At 39.6% G+C, this 17960-nt stretch carries 23 protein-coding genes; 3 read left to right on the top strand and 20 right to left on the bottom strand.

All coding sequences use genetic code 11. From position 1 onward, the window contains the following. Positions 1-2 precede the first annotated feature (2 nt). The 19 genes from ACYIAM_RS04335 to ACYIAM_RS04245 all read right to left on the bottom strand — a co-directional run bounded on the left by ACYIAM_RS04335 (position 3) and on the right by ACYIAM_RS04245 (position 14517). On the bottom strand, positions 3-608 hold the full coding sequence (locus tag ACYIAM_RS04335; protein ID WP_483747400.1) for a tail fiber assembly protein: 606 nt from the start codon (positions 606-608) through the stop codon (positions 3-5). A 16-nt stretch (positions 609-624) separates the two neighbouring features. Next, the gene (locus ACYIAM_RS04330; RefSeq protein WP_483747399.1) at positions 625-2823 is read right to left on the bottom strand and encodes a phage tail-collar fiber domain-containing protein; all 2199 of its coding nucleotides are present in this window, start codon (positions 2821-2823) and stop codon (positions 625-627) included. Then, on the bottom strand, positions 2820-3431 hold the full coding sequence (locus ACYIAM_RS04325; protein WP_483747398.1) for a phage tail protein: 612 nt from the start codon (positions 3429-3431) through the stop codon (positions 2820-2822). The genes ACYIAM_RS04330 and ACYIAM_RS04325 overlap by 4 nt, the downstream gene beginning before the upstream one ends. Continuing rightward, positions 3428-4603, bottom strand: coding sequence for a baseplate J/gp47 family protein (locus ACYIAM_RS04320; protein WP_483747397.1), 1176 nt, complete (start codon positions 4601-4603; stop codon positions 3428-3430). The genes ACYIAM_RS04325 and ACYIAM_RS04320 overlap by 4 nt, the downstream gene beginning before the upstream one ends. After that, the gene (locus tag ACYIAM_RS04315) at positions 4596-4919 is read right to left on the bottom strand and encodes a DUF2590 family protein (protein WP_483747396.1); all 324 of its coding nucleotides are present in this window, start codon (positions 4917-4919) and stop codon (positions 4596-4598) included. The genes ACYIAM_RS04320 and ACYIAM_RS04315 overlap by 8 nt, the downstream gene beginning before the upstream one ends. Then, positions 4912-6963, bottom strand: a complete 2052-nt coding sequence (locus ACYIAM_RS04310; RefSeq protein WP_483747395.1) for a phage tail tape measure protein — start codon at positions 6961-6963, stop codon at positions 4912-4914. Before ACYIAM_RS04310 ends, ACYIAM_RS04315 begins: the two co-directional genes overlap by 8 nt. Further along, entirely contained in the window at positions 6963-7109 is a 147-nt protein-coding gene (locus tag ACYIAM_RS04305; protein WP_483557949.1) for a DUF6890 family protein, read from the bottom strand. The genes ACYIAM_RS04310 and ACYIAM_RS04305 overlap by 1 nt, the downstream gene beginning before the upstream one ends. A 44-nt stretch (positions 7110-7153) precedes the next feature. After that, complete coding sequence (locus tag ACYIAM_RS04300; RefSeq protein ID WP_483557951.1) at positions 7154-7411, bottom strand: putative phage tail assembly chaperone; 258 nt, start codon at positions 7409-7411, stop codon at positions 7154-7156. 128 nt (positions 7412-7539) lie between these two features. Next, on the bottom strand, positions 7540-7887 hold the full coding sequence (locus ACYIAM_RS04295; RefSeq protein WP_483747394.1) for a hypothetical protein: 348 nt from the start codon (positions 7885-7887) through the stop codon (positions 7540-7542). Beyond that, positions 7880-8239, bottom strand: coding sequence for a D-Ala-D-Ala carboxypeptidase family metallohydrolase (locus ACYIAM_RS04290; RefSeq protein WP_483747393.1), 360 nt, complete (start codon positions 8237-8239; stop codon positions 7880-7882). Before ACYIAM_RS04290 ends, ACYIAM_RS04295 begins: the two co-directional genes overlap by 8 nt. A 6-nt stretch (positions 8240-8245) precedes the next feature. Beyond that, entirely contained in the window at positions 8246-8527 is a 282-nt protein-coding gene (locus ACYIAM_RS04285; protein ID WP_483747392.1) for a phage holin family protein, read from the bottom strand. Positions 8528-8539: 12 nt separating this feature from the next. After that, complete coding sequence (locus ACYIAM_RS04280; protein ID WP_483747391.1) at positions 8540-8998, bottom strand: phage protein; 459 nt, start codon at positions 8996-8998, stop codon at positions 8540-8542. 14 nt (positions 8999-9012) lie between these two features. After that, on the bottom strand, positions 9013-10125 hold the full coding sequence (locus tag ACYIAM_RS04275) for a DUF2586 domain-containing protein (protein ID WP_483747390.1): 1113 nt from the start codon (positions 10123-10125) through the stop codon (positions 9013-9015). Beyond that, positions 10126-10842: a hypothetical protein gene (locus ACYIAM_RS04270; protein ID WP_483747389.1), complete on the bottom strand. Its 717-nt coding sequence runs from the start codon at positions 10840-10842 to the stop codon at positions 10126-10128. Beyond that, entirely contained in the window at positions 10832-11308 is a 477-nt protein-coding gene (locus ACYIAM_RS04265; protein WP_483747388.1) for a phage tail protein, read from the bottom strand. The genes ACYIAM_RS04270 and ACYIAM_RS04265 overlap by 11 nt, the downstream gene beginning before the upstream one ends. Further along, positions 11305-11757, bottom strand: coding sequence for a head completion/stabilization protein (locus ACYIAM_RS04260; RefSeq protein WP_483747387.1), 453 nt, complete (start codon positions 11755-11757; stop codon positions 11305-11307). Before ACYIAM_RS04260 ends, ACYIAM_RS04265 begins: the two co-directional genes overlap by 4 nt. A gap of 97 nt (positions 11758-11854) precedes the next feature. Next, positions 11855-12559, bottom strand: coding sequence for a phage terminase small subunit (gene gpM / locus ACYIAM_RS04255; RefSeq protein ID WP_483747386.1), 705 nt, complete (start codon positions 12557-12559; stop codon positions 11855-11857). A gap of 50 nt (positions 12560-12609) precedes the next feature. After that, positions 12610-13599, bottom strand: coding sequence for a phage major capsid protein, P2 family (locus ACYIAM_RS04250; protein ID WP_483747385.1), 990 nt, complete (start codon positions 13597-13599; stop codon positions 12610-12612). Between the two features lie 27 nt (positions 13600-13626). Continuing rightward, a complete protein-coding gene (locus ACYIAM_RS04245) occupies positions 13627-14517 on the bottom strand; it encodes a GPO family capsid scaffolding protein (protein WP_483747384.1) in 891 nt (296 codons plus the stop codon). Positions 14518-14661: 144 nt separating this feature from the next. Here ACYIAM_RS04245 and ACYIAM_RS04240 point away from each other — a divergent pair, with 144 nt between their 5' ends. The 3 genes from ACYIAM_RS04240 to ACYIAM_RS04230 are packed head-to-tail and all read left to right on the top strand — an operon-like array spanning position 14662 to position 17799. Then, on the top strand, positions 14662-16455 hold the full coding sequence (locus ACYIAM_RS04240; RefSeq protein ID WP_483747383.1) for a terminase large subunit domain-containing protein: 1794 nt from the start codon (positions 14662-14664) through the stop codon (positions 16453-16455). Beyond that, positions 16452-17498, top strand: coding sequence for a phage portal protein (locus tag ACYIAM_RS04235; protein WP_483747382.1), 1047 nt, complete (start codon positions 16452-16454; stop codon positions 17496-17498). The genes ACYIAM_RS04240 and ACYIAM_RS04235 overlap by 4 nt, the downstream gene beginning before the upstream one ends. Positions 17499-17541: 43 nt before the next feature. Then, on the top strand, positions 17542-17799 hold the full coding sequence (locus tag ACYIAM_RS04230; protein ID WP_483747381.1) for an ogr/Delta-like zinc finger family protein: 258 nt from the start codon (positions 17542-17544) through the stop codon (positions 17797-17799). Here ACYIAM_RS04230 and ACYIAM_RS04225 read toward each other — a convergent pair. After that, positions 17786-17950, bottom strand: coding sequence for a hypothetical protein (locus tag ACYIAM_RS04225; RefSeq protein WP_176701999.1), 165 nt, complete (start codon positions 17948-17950; stop codon positions 17786-17788). The genes ACYIAM_RS04230 and ACYIAM_RS04225 overlap by 14 nt on opposite strands. Positions 17951-17960: the final 10 nt, after the last annotated feature.

Below are 17960 nucleotides of genomic sequence, written 5' to 3'. Positions count from 1 at the left end.
GATTACTCCGGTTTTTCCGGCCATTCAATTGCAGGCGCAGCATCGACATCAATACGATTTAGTAAAGCACGATATTTTTTCCATGCTGCGTATAACGTTTTTTCTTCGTCTGTAGCTATTTCTGTATCAATTGCATCTTGTAGATAATCAATTTGAGCAGTCGCCTCGTTTAATAGCTGTTTTTTCTGTGCTGTTGCTACAGCTACATAGTGCTGATGCTGTTTATTTTCATCTAATACCCACGCCTCACCGTCCCACGTGTCAAATTCGCTAGACGGCTTTAACAGCGTGTAATCTGTGGGAATGTCGCCGATTTCGGTTACTGTTGATTCTGCACCATTTTCTATTGAGTAGATTTTTTTACCTCGGTGGTTTGCGGGGTATGTCCACTTGTCGCCGACTCTAACAATTGCTTTACCGTCTTTAACTGGCTTCGGCGCATCTAAATACGAGTTAGCCGGTACACCAACACCAATCGGTAAATACTGATATGTAGCACCCGAATACTCTCCCTTAAAATCAACATTATAAATCACTGCCCAACCTGCTGTTGTTGTTATACCGTTACTGTCTAAGATTGCCGTTTCTGGTTGTAATTGATATTTCATTATATAAATCTCCTAATTATTCTGATTTAACTATATACATAAATGCGACGTTGCGGGGGTGGTTGTCATGAGATATAGGTGATGCTATAGACGGATCAAAAATAATCTCTTCACACCCCCAAGTTGGTCCACCTTGATTTGGTAGTGCCTGCTTCTTTCCAACTCCATTAACTCTAAAAGTTCCGCTCGTTGAAACAACATCACCAATAAAACCGTGAGCGGGGTCGTTAGTTCCAAAAATACTTCCCCAAATATTTCTGATTGCGTCTTCTTGCCAACTAAATATTCCGCGCCCAGGATCTGCTCCACGACCGTTATCCCAGCCACGAATAAACTCACCCCGCAAATCAGGTAATCGCCCCCAATGATAAACACTACCCAGTCGTGGAAATTGATTTACATCGAATTGAGCTCCGTTACACTCAAACCAACCTGCCGGTGGTCGATCATGAGGCCACGGCAAAGGAATACCGGGTGGTAATGTAAAATTTCTAATATATTGTTCTAGATTTAAAACCCTGTCAGCCGGAACATAACCCTCACCAAGCACACCATCTTCGGTAAATCCCCACGGTAAATTTTTTCTTACAGTGTTATACATTCCCACCATGCCGTCGTCACGCACCAGCAAGTAAAAACGCTTATCGTTAGAGTACACTCGTGACTCAACGCCTCCTGATGTGAATTTATCAATTAATCCCGCTAACTCTCTATTTGCAGTTGTGTAGAATTCAACCCACGGCTCCCACGTTTTTGTGCCGCCTCTGTAATTTCTGATAAATTGTCTAGCATTTCTATAAGCAGTGTAGATTTGACAGCATCCTGCCCCATCAGCACCATTTTTTAAGACTTGTAATGTTCCCGCCTCATTAATCGGATAGTTGTTTTCAGTAGTCGCTTGAACGTTTCTACCTTGAAAATAAATACCTGCTTCTGTACCTGTTAACTCATTTAATGATTTATTAACTAAATTTCCCTTAAATTCATACGCAAAATCTTTAATATTTGCAGTTGTGATTGCTTCGTGCCATTTTTGTTTACCTTCTTTTGTATCGCAACGATAATAAACTCTCGGCTCTTTTGAGTTAACTACTGATAGCTGTTCAACTTTCCAAGTCGTACTGTTGCTCGGATATGCTAATAATGTCGCAGTGCTATTGCCAGAAAGCTGTAGATCAGAAAAGTCCGTCGTTCTACATTGATAAAACCCACCCACCAAATGATCATCAAAATTTTCAGCTATAGCACCGACGGATGAGCCGATACCGTAATCTCCTTTCTTTAATGCGTTTGATGCTAAATCATAGGCTTTTTTTACTGCTAGTGACGTAGCTGCCTTATTTTCTGCCGTTGAGTCTGTCGCAGAACTCAGATCGAAAGTTGTAATAAATGACCTTGGCTTAACAACAACTAGCTTACCGCTTGCATCTATCGATGCAACACGTTCAACATAGTGCTTAAATCCATTTTTTTCGTAATCACGTAAATTAGTGCCAGCAATCAAATTATAGTTTACTGACCACTCACCAGTTACAGTGCCTGCAAGCCATGCGTCAATATATAACGATTGATTACTTTCGACTTTTATCGATGTTTGCGCTGTGTGCTCAACTCGCAACCCCGCAACATAAGCAAGCCCCACCGAAACTGTTAATTGATTATTATTCTTGGTTATTGTAAAACCGTTCTGAATTGCTAATCGATTATATAAATCATAATTAGTTAATCGAATGCGCTCATCTTCGCCAGCTAATCGTTTTGAATAATCAATCTGCCACGTCTGAGCATTGACAGTAATACCCGTCGACTCAGATGCGTTATCAATTTCTAACCAGATTGACTCGGTTATCGTATTTCCTTGGCGTTGTCCTGCAGTTTTAATTTTTTTTGTTAAATCAGTATGCATTACCATGCATAGCGTGTTAGTTTCAGAGTTCACCAAACCAATATAATTGAAAGAAAAATCACCAATACTAGTGTCCAGAATAACAGAATAAACAACTGTTTTATCATTCAATAACCCGGATTGCGTAACTGGTGCTGTATGTACGATTTGGCTAGCATCTGGCATCAAACCGTTAACATTGATTTCAGTGTCGCCGTTAATGCCTGAGACGTTAGCAAATATAACTTTATCTAGTTTTATCGCTTGTGACTTGCTCAATTGTTTTATAAAAAACTGTTCGCCAGTATTTACTATTGCAGTTTTACTCATTGCTGTACTCCATTAAATTCTTTTACTTCACCAAATCCGCCAACTTTTAAAATTACTGTTGCTTGGTGTATTCGTTTAAAATTAAATTTAGAACCGTTGTAATGTTGATTGTTATTAAACTCGCCGCACCTAAATTTCATCGGCTGCACGTGAACAATTTCAAAAAAATAACGCCGACATGTTCGCCCGTATTGCCTGATAATTTCAGTTAACAAATCGCGGTTATTTGTTAACTGATTATCAGATAATCGCAAGATAATAACGTCCCAATCATAGCCGTACTGGCGTTCCAGTATTTGAACTGTGCCAATTTCTAGCCGCTCAAAAATGTTTTTGAAACCAGCAACGGAACCCGAATCTGCAGCATTGGCGTATGCGTATTTAATGCGTTTTCTGTATAACGTTAATGGCTCGTTATTTAGTCGTTTAACATCGCGTTGATATGCATATAAAAATAACAGCCGTTCATCACACGTTAGCGGGTCGAACTGCATAACCGGGAATTTCAACCATTGGTACATTCGATCCCAGTATTTTAGTGATGCATCAGCCAGCTTTAACGGCTCGCCTTTGTTCATCCAAACCGGCAGCTTGATTTTTAATTTCATTCTGCGACCTCGGTATTTATTGTTAGAGTTCGAAGTCTTGGTACTTCTAACTCGCTGACAATGTCGACAATGTTAAATACAATCGAATGTAACTCGTTAAATTGTTCATGTAATTCTTCGTTTAATTTTGAGATACTAAAACGGGAATAAGCATTTACCTGAGTTACGTTATAGTCGTTGTTTTGACGGAATGCACAACGTATAAAATGCTCAACGTTTAATACGTATTGATTAATGTCGATCGGTTGTTGTTCACGTTCAAAATATAATGTAACAGCAATATCAATTTTCTTTTCCGGCACAGCAAAGCACCGCAGATCGTCGCCATGCCCCCTGTAACCTTGCCCCATAATATAGTTATTTACTTTGTCGATAAAATATTTTGAATCTACGCCGTCATTCAGCAATAAATATAAATTGGCAGTACCCGGGCCACGCGGTGCATCGTGAACAAAATAAACTTGCTTGGTTGAAATGCCGGTAATTGTTGTCACAACGCCACGGTAAACCGCGTCGGTATGATAATGACCGACAAAATTATATTGATTCTTGGTTCTATCTCTTAAATCATCATCTGATTCAATGTTAGCACCCGGGGAGATCAACCAGTTATCATCGTTTGTAACCGTTACCCCGTCTATCTGTTCAACTAAAAAACGATAATAACCAGCAGCTAAGTTATAGTTTTCACCGCTGCCGACGGCCACTACTGGAATGCGTGCAGTTTCAACACCGGCAGGGATGCTATATTCTTGGGTGGTTTGTAATTGATATGTAACCCCGTTAATTTCCGGCGAGCTGATCACCGTGCCCACGGGTATAACAACCGCCTGATTTTTATTTGCTTTAGTGAACAAAATTTCACCCGTTGCCAATGTTGCCGGTTTACGCTCTAAATTAACCGCATTAGCAAACAGATCTAAAAACTGACCGCTAGCTGTCATTAAAAACATATTCATTAATACATTTTTGATAAATGCATCTTTTAGCCAAACGTATGGCTTTATAACAATGGCAGACATCAAACGCCAAAAGGGGGAGTATTTCGATGTATTTGTGATTAACCCCTCTGCTTTTGTCAATTCTTCGAACTCTTTACGGGCAGCGTTTTCGTCAACTGGCATACCGTGATCGTGTAGAATTTTTTCAAACATTTTTTGATAATCAGCCATCGATTGACACTCCAATTTTTCCAAAGTCGTACGTGTCAGCAGTCAGATAAAGCCGTTCTGCTGTTTCTTCTTTGATGTGTGCTGTGCCTGGTACTATGCGGCGGTCGCTTTCAACTAACAGAATAATCCTAGTAAATACGTCATACCGCATTGTCGGCGAGCGCTCAGCAACTAATTCAGTAGCTAAACCGCTTTCAATAATTGCATGTTTAATATCTTGACCAATGCTTTGCTGATTTTTTGCTAAGTTCGGCTCATAGCCTGCATTGAGCGTAAAATCACGATCAGTAATGAGTAAATCAAAATATCTATCCACCGTACACCTCCTGCCACTCTTGCAGCTGCGCAGGCGTCATCGGCTGCGAATTATAGATTGATACTGATTGAATATTTTTACTATTATCAATATTTTGTGATTTACTGTTTTGAATCTCTTTTGATAATCCGCCATGATCGATATCACGCACGAGCGTACTAGTAATCGGCGATTTTGCAGTGCTGACAGGTGATTGTTCGGGTTCGTCAATTTTTTCGTACTCAAGCAATTCAATATTGACGCCCGGGATATAGTTCAGCCCGTCAATGATCGCATTAATAACAGCTATACCCATATTTTTTACCCTTTTCCATGTGTTTGTGAACATTTTCACTAACGCTTCCCCAATTTTTGAAAACGAATCAACAAATGAAAAATCGGTAAAAAACTCGATAAAACTATCCCAGACGCTTGTTAACCACGCAACAACATTAGCAAACGCATTGCCAATGCCTCTCCAGATATCACAAACAAAATCAAATAAAACCTGAAAACCTTTGATTAATGCTTGAATTATCCACGTGTCTTTGATGCTATCCCAAAATTTCATTATCCAATCAATACACCACTTTATGCCCGCAATTATTTCATCTCTGAAATACCACACAATTGCCACAACTGCGACTATTGCAAGTATAATTAAACCCCAAGGCGTAAATAACAACATGACCGCTTTTGATAGCTTTGTGAATATCCCTGTCATCATTTGTAAACCGATTAGCGCACTACGCACATATTTAGCAGCAACTGATATACCAATTAACGCTAGTCTAAATAGCTTTAAAACCTGAATTGACGAAAACACAAAAAATTTAAATAATTTTAAAACTCCGATCAACATACTAATAGAACCCGACAATATAGATATAACAGCAGAAATACCTGCAAAACCGAGTAATCCGACAACAACAATGCCGATCCATTTTGCGATGTTTGGGAACATTTCAAGCCACCGAGCAAAGCGCTTAATCAATTGACTAATAGTATCCATAACAGGCATTAAAACTGGCAACAACGCCCGCCCGATTGACTCTTTAATATTCATAAATTGAGCATTAATGCGCTCCAGTGGTTTAACATTACCTTGAGCAATTTTTTGCATCAGCTTGAAGTTTTGACCTTTTCCGATTTCTTTAATATGTTGATTTAATTCATCGGAGTTATTCGCCAATGTTTTTACAATATCAGCACCGGCACCAAATGCTTTATCTAACGCTTCTTGGGCTTTAATATTCTTTGATAAATTATTGCCAAATTTACCCTGAATTTTTGCAATAATTTCAGGCATTGACAGCAATTTGCCGTTAGCATCAGCAAATGACAACCCCAACTCTTTACCAGCTTTACCTAAGTTTTTGTACAGTGCAGCATATGACCCCGCAGCACCTGCACCAAGGCTTTTACTGGCCATGCTCAAAACGACAGCTTGCTCCGACATACTTACGCCGTTATTGGCAGCTGTGCCCTTAGTTTTTTGCATCATGCTTTGCAGTTGCTGAGTTGACACGTTAAAATTATTTTTAGCGTATGCAGCAATACCCGCAGCATGACGGGCAAAATTTAACTGGCCGATTTTATTAACTGTGCCTTTGTAGCTCGCTGCCATTTGCTCAATGTATGCGGTTGATGTGTCCACGCTTTCGCCGGTTGCTTTTGACAGCATATTCATCGCAGCTACAGCGTGCGGTACGTCTGCATCACTAATGCCCGATAACGCACCCTTGATTGATGATGCTGAGTTAACAAAATCAAGCGCACTTGTGCCATATTCTGAGCTGAATTTTTTTGCCGCTGTTCGCAATTCATTAATTGACGAAACACCGCCCAAGCTTGCGTTTTTTAATGCCCGATCCATTTCTTCGGCGGGTGAGAGTAAACCAGTAATACTTTTAGCAACAGCGAAAAGGGCAATACTGCCGCCGCCAATTTTTTTAAATGAGCTGGCAGCAGTTGCGTTAAATGACTTAAATTGCGATTGTACGCGTTTAAGCGGCGCAGTTACGCGATCAGTTAATCTAATTGTAAAATCTAATGATGATGACATTATTTAACACCTTTAAAAGCTTTGCCGATACCGTTTGCTACTGCTGCCGCTTGTACCTCTGCTAAATGATTATCTAGCCACGCCGCACGGGCGAGATTTTCGCTACTATCATCCTCAGCCGGCAGATAGTAGCGTCGTAAAATCAATAATTGTTCTAACGAATTCTTCTCAATTCTACTTACTCGCCGATTTAGTTTTTTACTTCGATCTCTAAGTCGGGCGCATATTGTTTGATAAGTTTTTCATTAATCTGTAATGCTGCGCCAATATGATTTTCTAAAATTTCGTTTAAAACCTCTTTACACTCGGGCACAACAGTACGACGTAAAAAGTTTGTTGCTGGGGCAATTTTGTCGTTCATCGTGACATCGTTGATATACGTGTTATAAGCTAACTTTGTTGGTTTAAAAGTAATATCTTTGCCGCTAATTGTTAATGTGATTTCCATGTTGTACCTCGTTTATTGTTTCTACTAAAGTGTTATGCCTAAGCGCACAATCGATATAAATACTGCGCCATTCAATTAGTGCATTTTGTATTGCCGTTGTTGTGTTGTTCTCAATTTTCGGCAATATTTCAACGCACTTTGTTAATGTGTTTTGTTGATAAAATTTGCTCGTAATCTGCTGTTTGCTTGTTGAACAGCTCGACAAAATCACGACTAATGCAATTGCTATTAGTAGCATTGCTAATGGTCTGCGCTTTCTTGTTATTTTGTCGTTCATACGTTTTTACCTGCTGTAGTTTAGTTTCTAGCTCTTGCGATTTATTATTAATAACTGATTGATGTTGCTTTGCTTCAAAATTCAGCTTGTTTATTTGTTTTAGTGATTTGCTATCATGTTGTAACGATGAAAAATAAATACCAAAACAAAAAATCAACAACACCAGTAACGCAATAATCGCCAGCCTATATTTATTCATTCGTGCCCCAACGTGCTTTTACGGCTCTAACGTCAATATGGGTAAATGTAGTGTATCGACCAAGTCCGAATTTATCTGGGTATTTTGATTCTAAATAATTGGCCACGGTTTTCGGTTCAATGCCTTTTACTTTGATATCAGCCGCATTACCTAGCACGTGCTGACTGTGCTGTTTTCCGCCTACTGCGTGATTGTGCTGCTTGCAACGGCAACCGCTACTAATAAAAACGGGAGCATTAAAATGTTTTCTAACATCTTCCAAAACTTCAACAAGTAGAGGATTAACATCATCAAAGCCGCAACCGCATTTACATGCAAATTCTGAGCGTTTAAAGTGTTCTGACAAGTTCATCAATTTTTATCCTTTTGTTTTCTTATCAATGTAAGTAATAACCACCCACTCGATGAGTGAATGCCCCAAAATACCGAGCAGCGCCGCCGCCCCAACAATAACAAGCTGGGACGCCGCGGGGTGGGGGATCATGATTAACCCGGCTATCAGTGATGACCCTGTCCCCAGCAACGCTCGACCGAGCACTTTTCGCCATGTAATCGCCTCGTCACCAGCTAATAGCTTCGCTATGCCGAGCATAAAACCCACTAGTCCAATTTTTACTAATAGTGAATCTTCATTAGTCATCACTGAACCCCATTAATAATTTAATAAATTGCGCGTATCAGTTGCTGACAAATAAGGCACGCCGTTAATGCTGACAAAATCGGGGGACGTGACAATATAATCGATAGTGTGAGTTGTCTCGTCGTCACTGGATTTATCCGCATTAAGCAGATCTGATATTTTCAATCTACACCCAAAAGCTTCTATTTTTTGGCTTTCGTCGCCAGTATCTGCATAAAACATCAAATCAAAGTTTGGCAGATTACGAAATGAGCCAGCACTGCGAGCAAGATCAATCAATTTGTTAAAATATTTGCTTGAAAAAGTTAGCGCCCCCTCTGCTGTTACTGAACCAGCAACGTACCCGTCTGGGACGCCGTTAGTTGATGCTGCCGCGCTATTATCAGTAATCGATAGCGTCGCGGTTTTGACTTGAACTAATTCGCCGCCGATGTTGACATCGAACGATTTACCCGTAATTCTTGAACCCATTTAATTACTCCTAATTACTGATCTAAGGATGCATCAAGCATCAGACTGATAGTGATTTGCATCGGAATATCACGCGTGCGCACAACTGCATAAATATCAACCGTTTTAGGTGTTTTCCACGTGATCACAATATCGCCGTCCCGCGGCTTTTTAACCTCTCCGGGGAATTCAATGCCGTTTATTTGTGATGTGATTGACATTTCACGCATCGGCTTAGCAAAGTATTGCTGATGTACAGCTATCGAATTAGCTGAGCTATTGAATGATGCGTCTGCAATTTTTGCGATTGCTAATAATCGAATTTTTCGAGCCACTTTATCGATAACGCGTACTGTTTCGGCTGATTGATAATCACCGCCCTCAACGTCTAGCGTTCTATCATCAGCCCAGTAAATACCGTCATAGTCGGGGTACCACATTGGCACGCTATACCGATTTGCATTTAGTGTTTGTAAAGTTGCTAATGGCAATTCAACACCGGCTGAATCGACCGGCAAAGTGTCACGCCCTAAATTACTGACTGCGCCCGTTTTTACTCGTGCTAGTGCATCAGCAATGGTTACCGACCGATTGCATGAACGCCCTGCATTAACAAAAGGCTCATTACCAAAAATCATGGGTACAAGTGTAATTGCATATTCAGCAATACCGTTTTGTAGTGTTGCTAGTCGTGATTCATATTTTGCCCACGTTTCGTTAGCTTGTAGTCCCTCGACACCTAAAATAAATCGCACCCAGCGCCCGTACTTTGCAATTAAATTTTTGCGCAGACTAATGGCTTTATTAATTTCGGCTTTGGTATTGATATTTTCAGCATAAACAACCGCTTCAAACGATCCGTTTTTTTGAGCTTGCATTACAGCATCAGTCCAATCTTGCCCGTCGTTTAAAATTGCAATGCTAGCGAACCAGTTTTGCCCGGCATTTTCTAATGCGGCTAACACACCTTTTTTTAGTGCACTGTCATCATTACCCAACACGCCGTTAAAATCAGTTTGGGCGTTGACTGAAATAATTTGCCCTTTGTTTTTATTTGCATTGCCGATAAACAAAAATCGGCGTTCTACTTCGTCGGTTTCACCCTGCAGTAGATTTAATTGATTAATTGTAATTGTTGGCCAAGTCATTTAATTTTTACCTCGTTTTATGTTTTGGGCTTTTACATCCCAGCCAAAGCTAATATTTTTAAGCTGTCGTTCTAATATTTTGGAAAATTCATTATCAGTCATACCCATAAATGCACGGCTAGGAATTTTTACTGACCAAAATTGCTTAACTAGCTCATCGACCATTCTTTTTATCACTACGCCCGCCTGTGCCTTTGAATAATTTTCACGAAGCCACTTAACCGATGATTTAACTTCTTTTCCTTTTCTTGAGTGCGTATGTCCCAGCTCTCTTAATTTTTTAATTTGTTGTTTTGTAATCGAACCCTTTTTTTTGCTATTAGATTGCTTTTTAAATTGCTTAGCATTTTGTCGAATTGTCCGCCCATTTTGTTGCACATCAGCAACTACACCGATTGGGATATTTTTATCCGACGTGCTTTTATAATGCCCTTTAAAATAGAGTTTCACCGCTTCAATCGCTGGCATTTCTCTAACTACTATATATTTAGCTATTTTTTTCAAAAGCGGGCTTTTACGCTTGCTTTTCCTTTCTTTAAAGCCAGAACCATTAAAGTCTTTTTGTTCTTTAATATTCATTTTTATTGCCGGAATCATGCCCAACTTTGCTATACGCCATAAAAGACGTTGTTTTTTCTTTTGTGGCATCTCAAGCTTTTTAATAGCTTCTTGTAACTCTTTTAGTTGAGCTTTGTTTAATTCGCCTTTAATTTGCATTAATATTCACTTGCTCCGGGTGCACCCAAACACTTGTAAGCCCAAGCTTGTAACGCTTGCCTTTATACGGTATTGATCCGCTTTCATCCTCGATTAAAGTGATATCTTCTGACAGCGGTACCGCAATCATTAAGTACGCTGTTTGTTCGTCATTTTCGGATACATCAATATCAGGATTAACATTATCAAATTGCGCATCGTCCCGGTTTTTACTTTCAAGCCAACACATAACCAAAGCGAAGACAAGGCACGGGTCATAAATTCGGTACGGAAATTCATCAAATGTTATTACGGCGTCGTATTTCAGTTTTGCGCATAAAAGTTGCTCTGCCGGCTGTTTTGTTACCAATTTAAATATGCGATCGATTTCTAAGTTGTCCATGAATGAGCTGAACTTTTGCCCTCGATAAACAGCAGCAGGCAGGTTATCTTTTAAAAATGTGGTTAACTCAGTAATCAAACTCATATCAGCGCAACCCCGCAACGGCGTAAGCCCAGTAATTTACGTATTTCTCTTGTGCTTTCTGCCAATAATGCGGTTCTCATTTCTTTTTGACTTTCGCCGATTTTGTTATCTCGACTAGCAATACTGACAAACTCACCAAACAGATCGGCTTTAGCTCGTGCAAAAACGGCTTTTTTATAAATAATCACTGTTGAAGAAACACCCTCAACGCTGACTACTCCGCAATCGCTTGCGTGGTTAATACCTTTTGATATTTGTATGTTTTTGTATTGTTCTAACGTCAAATTGATTTCAACAACCGCAGATACAATTGCATCACGTAATAACCGATCGTTAATGTTTGGCGACATAGCTCTATCAATCTGAAACTCAGATAAATCTAAATCAGGCCAAAACCCGTCATTGTTAATAACGATTGCTGATTGATTAAAATCTTGCCCACTAAACATAAAAATACCTTTAAAAAAGTGCCCGTACGCAAACTTTGAATATCAGCAAATTAATACTATTCTCATTTGCTGGGCACTTGTGGTTGTGTGTAGTCTGTTATTTACTTAATGCGTTAATTCGTTGCTCAATATTGCCTAGCATTGTTTTAACGCCCACTTTTGAATAAATGCTTTGCGCCTGAGTTAATAACTCTTTTGCCTGATTTAATACTTCGATGTTATCGATTGCGGTCGCTTTTGGTGCGCCGTTTTCATCACGTAATAGATATAAACCGGCAAACTTGTACCATTCGGCTTTATCTGATTCATATAATCGCCATTTGTTTTTAACAAGCTCAAACACCCGGCTAAAATACGGTTCGATTGAGTGACCATTAGCAGCAGTGGTTTCGATCCATTCGAACATAGCCCTAGCAACAAAACCGGATAATTTCATACTCCAAGACTTTGGCGTATCTTGGTTTTGCTCTATCGCAATTTCTGCCCAGTCTAGCCCCTGATCGAACTGCTGAGTATCAAACAACCAAACAATGCACCAAACAAAGATCGGGTTTTGATAAATCTTGCCCTCTTGCAAATATCGCTCGACTTTTGGCATCCACTTAGGCAATACAACGTTTAACTTGTATTCGTTACGTTCTGCTCTGTCATTACCGTAAGTGCGTAAGTATTCGATATCACGTTCTAGCTCAGCATTAACAATATGCAAGCTATCTTTTGAATCAACTAGTACCGCTTTTTCTTGGCTGATTTGTGCCACTTTTTCTCGGTGCTGTTGAAACGGTGATAAAACAACTGTCATAAATTTACCTTTTATTGAGCTGCCAGTAATAACTAGCAGCAGGATCAAACTTAAACAAATGAAATCGCACTTTCATCAATCGACACGTACAATTCGGGCACTTCTAAAGCGTAACCCTCGTTGCGCCAATATTTATTTTCGAACTGCTTACGGTCTTGAACATCTTCAGCCGCTCGGCGTCGTGAGCCTTTTTGCGTGTAGATGTGAAGATTTTTAAGCGTGGTTGCAACAATACGTTTACCAGGCATAAATGGCGGCACAAATGCCTTTTTACCTGCAATAATCGTATCAAGCTGAGCCGCTGCCAAGTTTTCGGTCGGCGTGTCAGCTTTGCTATATAAGCGGAATTGCTCACGGGCAAGCAAATCACTGCCGACTAAGATAACGATGTTAGGATCGTTACGGCATTCAATTGGTAAATGATTAACTAAATCCGATGCCATAGCGTCTAATGTTTCATAACTACCACCTTGCCCCAATGTAACAGGAGTAGTTAACACTTGAGCCCCGCCGTTCCATTCCTTGGCAATTTGATGCCAACCTTTGTTAACATCTTCGCCGTTTGGATACTGATCAGGATCGGAAGTATTTGCAACGTGCGTACCATTAAAACCGATTCGAAGCATATCAAGTGCAAATGATTTATCAGCAAAATCCTGTAGCATACGAAAGAACTCCCCATCACCGCCAGAATTTGCCCAGACGCTTAACGTTGCCCAGTCTATCGCAGCACATGAATCTGTTTCACTTAATTCATACTTGTTACCCGCCACGCCCAATTTTCTGATAAATCGGCCACCTGACTTTCGGCCTGTTAATAATTGAGACATACCAGTAACAACAACTTGTCCGCTTAGCTGATCAACATCAAAACATGTTATCATTCGTAAAAATTCGGTACTGTGTAAAATGGCCTCACGAAGTCGTGTATCCATAGGGTTAGATAACGAAAATTGCTTAGTAACATCTGTAACGCCGGCTTGCTTAGCTAGTGCCGTGCAATATTTTTGAATTAACTGTTCTGCTTTTTGATTTAACATGTGTTTTATCTCGTAGTTTATTAGTGCTTAGTGCAAATCAACGCTAAATGTTTGTGAACTAATGCCCGGTTTTTGACTTACGGGGGTTTTCATTAATGCATTAAATTTATTTGTTAATGCTTGGTGCTCTGCTTTGAGTTGCGCCATTTCTTTTTTAATTCGTGAAAACTCAGCATTGTCGGCCGCTTCTTCTGTTACTTCTTGAGCTTCCTCAATGTTATCGATTGCTTGTTCAGCTTTTTCTTGAATTTCTTCGGCTGTTGCTTGTGCTGCTTCGGCGTTCCCATTTTCAAGCTGTTCAATCAGTGTCTTATTTTGTTCTTGCAGTTCTGCAATTGTGCTCTTGGCTTCTTCAAGCTCGGCAAGCAATGCATCAATTTCGTCTTGTGTCATGCTAAAATTCTCTCTTTTAGTGAGTTTTGATAAATTAATTTTTTTAGTTGGTAAGCAATTATTTTTTTCAGAATTAAATAGTAAAACTGGCTCAGCTCGAAAACCCTTTTTATTAGCTGAAAAAGCAAGCCGTGAAGTTCCAGTACTTGCCGGCTGATCGGTGGCAGCCAAGCCGACAAGGTAAAAATCGCCGTCTTCGGGGAAGTCAGATATAATCTCAATTGATGAATAGATCTTCTGCTCTTGTTCATTCATAGATTGAAGAATAGCGTTAGCACGTAAACGAGCCATTAACCTCAGTTTTCCATTTTTTTCCTCTAACTTTAACTCTTCAACTGTGCCCAAATTGGCAGAAAATTGCCGCCAGAACGGATCTTCATGCTCACACCAAACCAATGCTTGATATAATTCCGCACTGTAATTTTTTACAACGCTTTCGAGCCATTCGCGTTTGATTTCTCGCCCGTCGATTGTTTTGCCCTCTTGAGCAATGCATAACCAATCGCTGATTTTGATTTCTGCCATATTTTTAACTTGGTTGAATTGATTTAATTGATGTGAGTATGTTAACGGCTAGCAATTTGGTTTGCACTTAATGCGTTTCGGATATAAAGCCTTTTCCGAAAAGCTTTTGATGAATGTTTTATGTGATTACTAGACAATGGTTACATGAGATACAATACTGAACTAATTAAAGCAGCGCAGGCACTATATTTAAAGCGTCACACGCCGAAAGAGATAGCTAAATCGTTACATCTAAAAAATGTAAGGATCGTTTACTACTGGGCAGAAAAGTATAAATGGTCGTTACTGTTAAGCGAGGAATCGGTCGAAGATGCGATCAATCGTCGATTAGCGTTATTAATTGGGCGAGATGACAAAACTGAACTCGAATTAAAAGAGATTGAAAGCCTGGTTATTCAGCACGTTAAGCTTGTTAATGCTCGTTCTAAAACCCCAAAAAAGGCAGAATCAACCGAAATTACGAACAACGTTAATACTGCGGTAAATAGTGAACAAAATTTACAACAATTAAACGAAAAACCGGGTAAAAAGCCACGCCGACGCAAAAAAAATGACATATCAGGCATTACAAAAGAAAACTTTGACGACGTAGCACAAACGCTTTTATATCCGCACCAGCTTTATGTTAGAGAGCATAAGCAAGCATCACGCTATCGGTTTATTCTAAAAAGCCGGCAAATCGGTTTTACTTTCTATTTTGCTTTTGAAGCATTTGAAGATGCGGTACTAACTGGCAACAATCAGATATTTGTTTCATCATCAAAAGCACAAGCCCGGGTTTTTTCAATGTACATAAAGCGGATCGCAGGCGAATTTTTTGGCGTTGAAATAAAGGGCGGTGACTTTATCACATTGAGCAATCATGCCAATTTAATTTTATGCGCCAACAATGTAAGCACAGCCCAAAGCTATAGCGGTAACGTCTATTTTGATGAGGTTTTTTGGATGTCCAAATTCATCGATTTATATACGGGTGCAAAAGCCATGGCAACATTAGGGGATTTTAGAATAACGTTATTTTCAACACCAAGCACTAAAGATCACCCATGTTACAAATTATGGTCGGGCGAAGAGTGGAAAGACGGATCACCAAAACGTAAAAATATCGATTTCCCAGCTGATGAAACTATGCGCATGAACGGCACAATTTGCCCAGACAAATTTTGGCGGTTACTTATCACCATGGAAGATGCAATTAAACTCGGTTTTGATAAAGTTGACATTGATGATCTGAAAGATTCGAACAGTGCCCAAGCCTTTAAAATTCTGTATTGCTGTAAATTTGCTGAAAGCGGTAAAGGTGTTTTTGACTTTGAAAAATTGCAAAAGTGTATCACTGATACAAGCAAATGGCAGGATTTAGACTTAAAAGCTGATCGGCCATTTGGAAATCGTGAAGTGTGGGCGGGCTTTGACCCAAGTCGAACTCGTGATAATGCTACGTTTGTGCTAGTTGCTCCGCCGTTACACCCAGATGAAAAATTTCGGGTGTTGGCCATTTACCAATGGAGGGGTATGAACTTTAAATATATGGCCAACGAAATCAAAAAAATTAAAGCTAAGTTTAATATTACCTATATCGGCATTGATATAACAGGGGTCGGCTATGGCGTTTATGATCATATAAAAGAGTTTGCTCGTCGTGAAGTTCGAGATATTCACTATAACGTAAATATCAAAAATCAATTGGTTTTAAAAATGGTTGATGTTGTCGAGGAGGGGCGAATTGAATGGGACGAAGAACAAAAAACCTTAATTACTGCGTTTATGTCAATTGAACAACAAGCTACCGCCAAATCAAACCAGATCACATATGCAGCTAGCAGAACCGAGCAAACAGGCCACGCCGACGAATTTTTTGCTATAGCGCACGCGGTATTTAATGAACCATTAAACAACACTAAAAAACGTCAATCAAAATGGGTACTACAAAAATGATAAATCTGTTTAAACGAAAAAAAATACAAAAAACCGCTCGAATGAGTTCAATTGCATTTGAACGGCCTGAAACAGTATTAACCGATCTAACTTACTATCATAATGCCCGCAATGAATATGAACGTGATTGCTATACGATACCGATTGACCGGCTTGCCCTGTCACAACTGCCAAACATCAACGCACAGCATGGTGGAATAGTGCAAGCACGGCGTAACATGTTATTAAGCACGTACAAAAGTGGCGGATTGAGCAACATGCAAGCCATGTCGGCTTTTTTAGATTTAATTATATTTGGTGATTGTTATCTGTTAAAGCTACGTAATGCGTTTGGTCATGTAGTCGGACTGACGCCACTCATGTCGTTATATGTTAGAGCACAAAAAAACGATGATGAAAACGAAATAACAGGCTTTGTTTTCCCGAATAAAAATGAAACGATAATCTACCCGACTGATGACGTAATACAAGTAAAAATGCCCGATACTCAGCAACAAGTTTATGGTCTACCTGACTACTTGGGTGGCGTAAATAGTGCAATGTTAAACAGCGAATCAACCATGTTCCGCCGTCGTTATTATAATAACGGGGCGCACATGGGTTATATTTTTTACGTTAATGACCCAAATATCACTGATGAGGTCGAAAACGAAATAAAAGAAAGGATAGAAAATTCAAAAGGCGTTGGTAACTTTAAAAACATGTTTGTAAGTATCCCCGAGGGCAATCCTGACGGTATAAAATTGATACCTGTCGGCGATCTAAACTCGGCCAAAGATGAATTTGCAAATATCAAAAATATTTCAGCACAAGACCTTTTAAATGCGCATCGTTTCCCCGCGGGGCTTTCGGGGGTTATTCCGGCCAACGGCTCAAATACGGGCGATGTTACAAAGTTACGCAAGAATTATATGGCAACTGAAACCAAGGTTTTGCAGGATTTAATCAGTGATTCAGTGAACAACGATCAAGACATCATTAATTCACCATTTTCTAATCGATTACTATTTGATTTTGAAGTAATTATTCCGCCAACTGATTAAAATATGTTATAATTGGCTCGTGTAGAACTTACTAGGGGATAACATGAGCCGTACTCCACTTTTATTATGTCCTGAATGTGGCCAAAAAGCCCGAATCACAAAAACCGCCCGCACCCACAAGCTGCTAAATTATCAATATTGTTCATGCTCAGATCCCGAATGTGGTTTGACGTTTAGAATTAAATCAGAATTTGACAGAGTGTTAAGCCCAAGCGCAAAAGGACTAGATAGATTAAATGCGTATTTAGCTAGCCGCGGTAATAATTCACAGCTAGCTTTTGATGTTGTTAATCCTGCGTAGTTTTGTCAATTTCTTTCATTTTTAATAATATTTCATGCAACAAACATAAGCCGATTTTTATATCATTGTTTGATAACTCAGCATCAATCATTAGTTTGTTTAAAAACTCGGCTTGCTCTAACTTAATGCTATTTATTGTTATTTGATCCATACTTCACCTC

The sequence above is a fragment of the Gilliamella sp. X-60 genome (genome assembly GCF_057063585.1).
The sequence above is the reverse complement of the archived record's forward strand: the minus strand, read 5'-3'. Positions and strand labels throughout refer to the sequence as shown.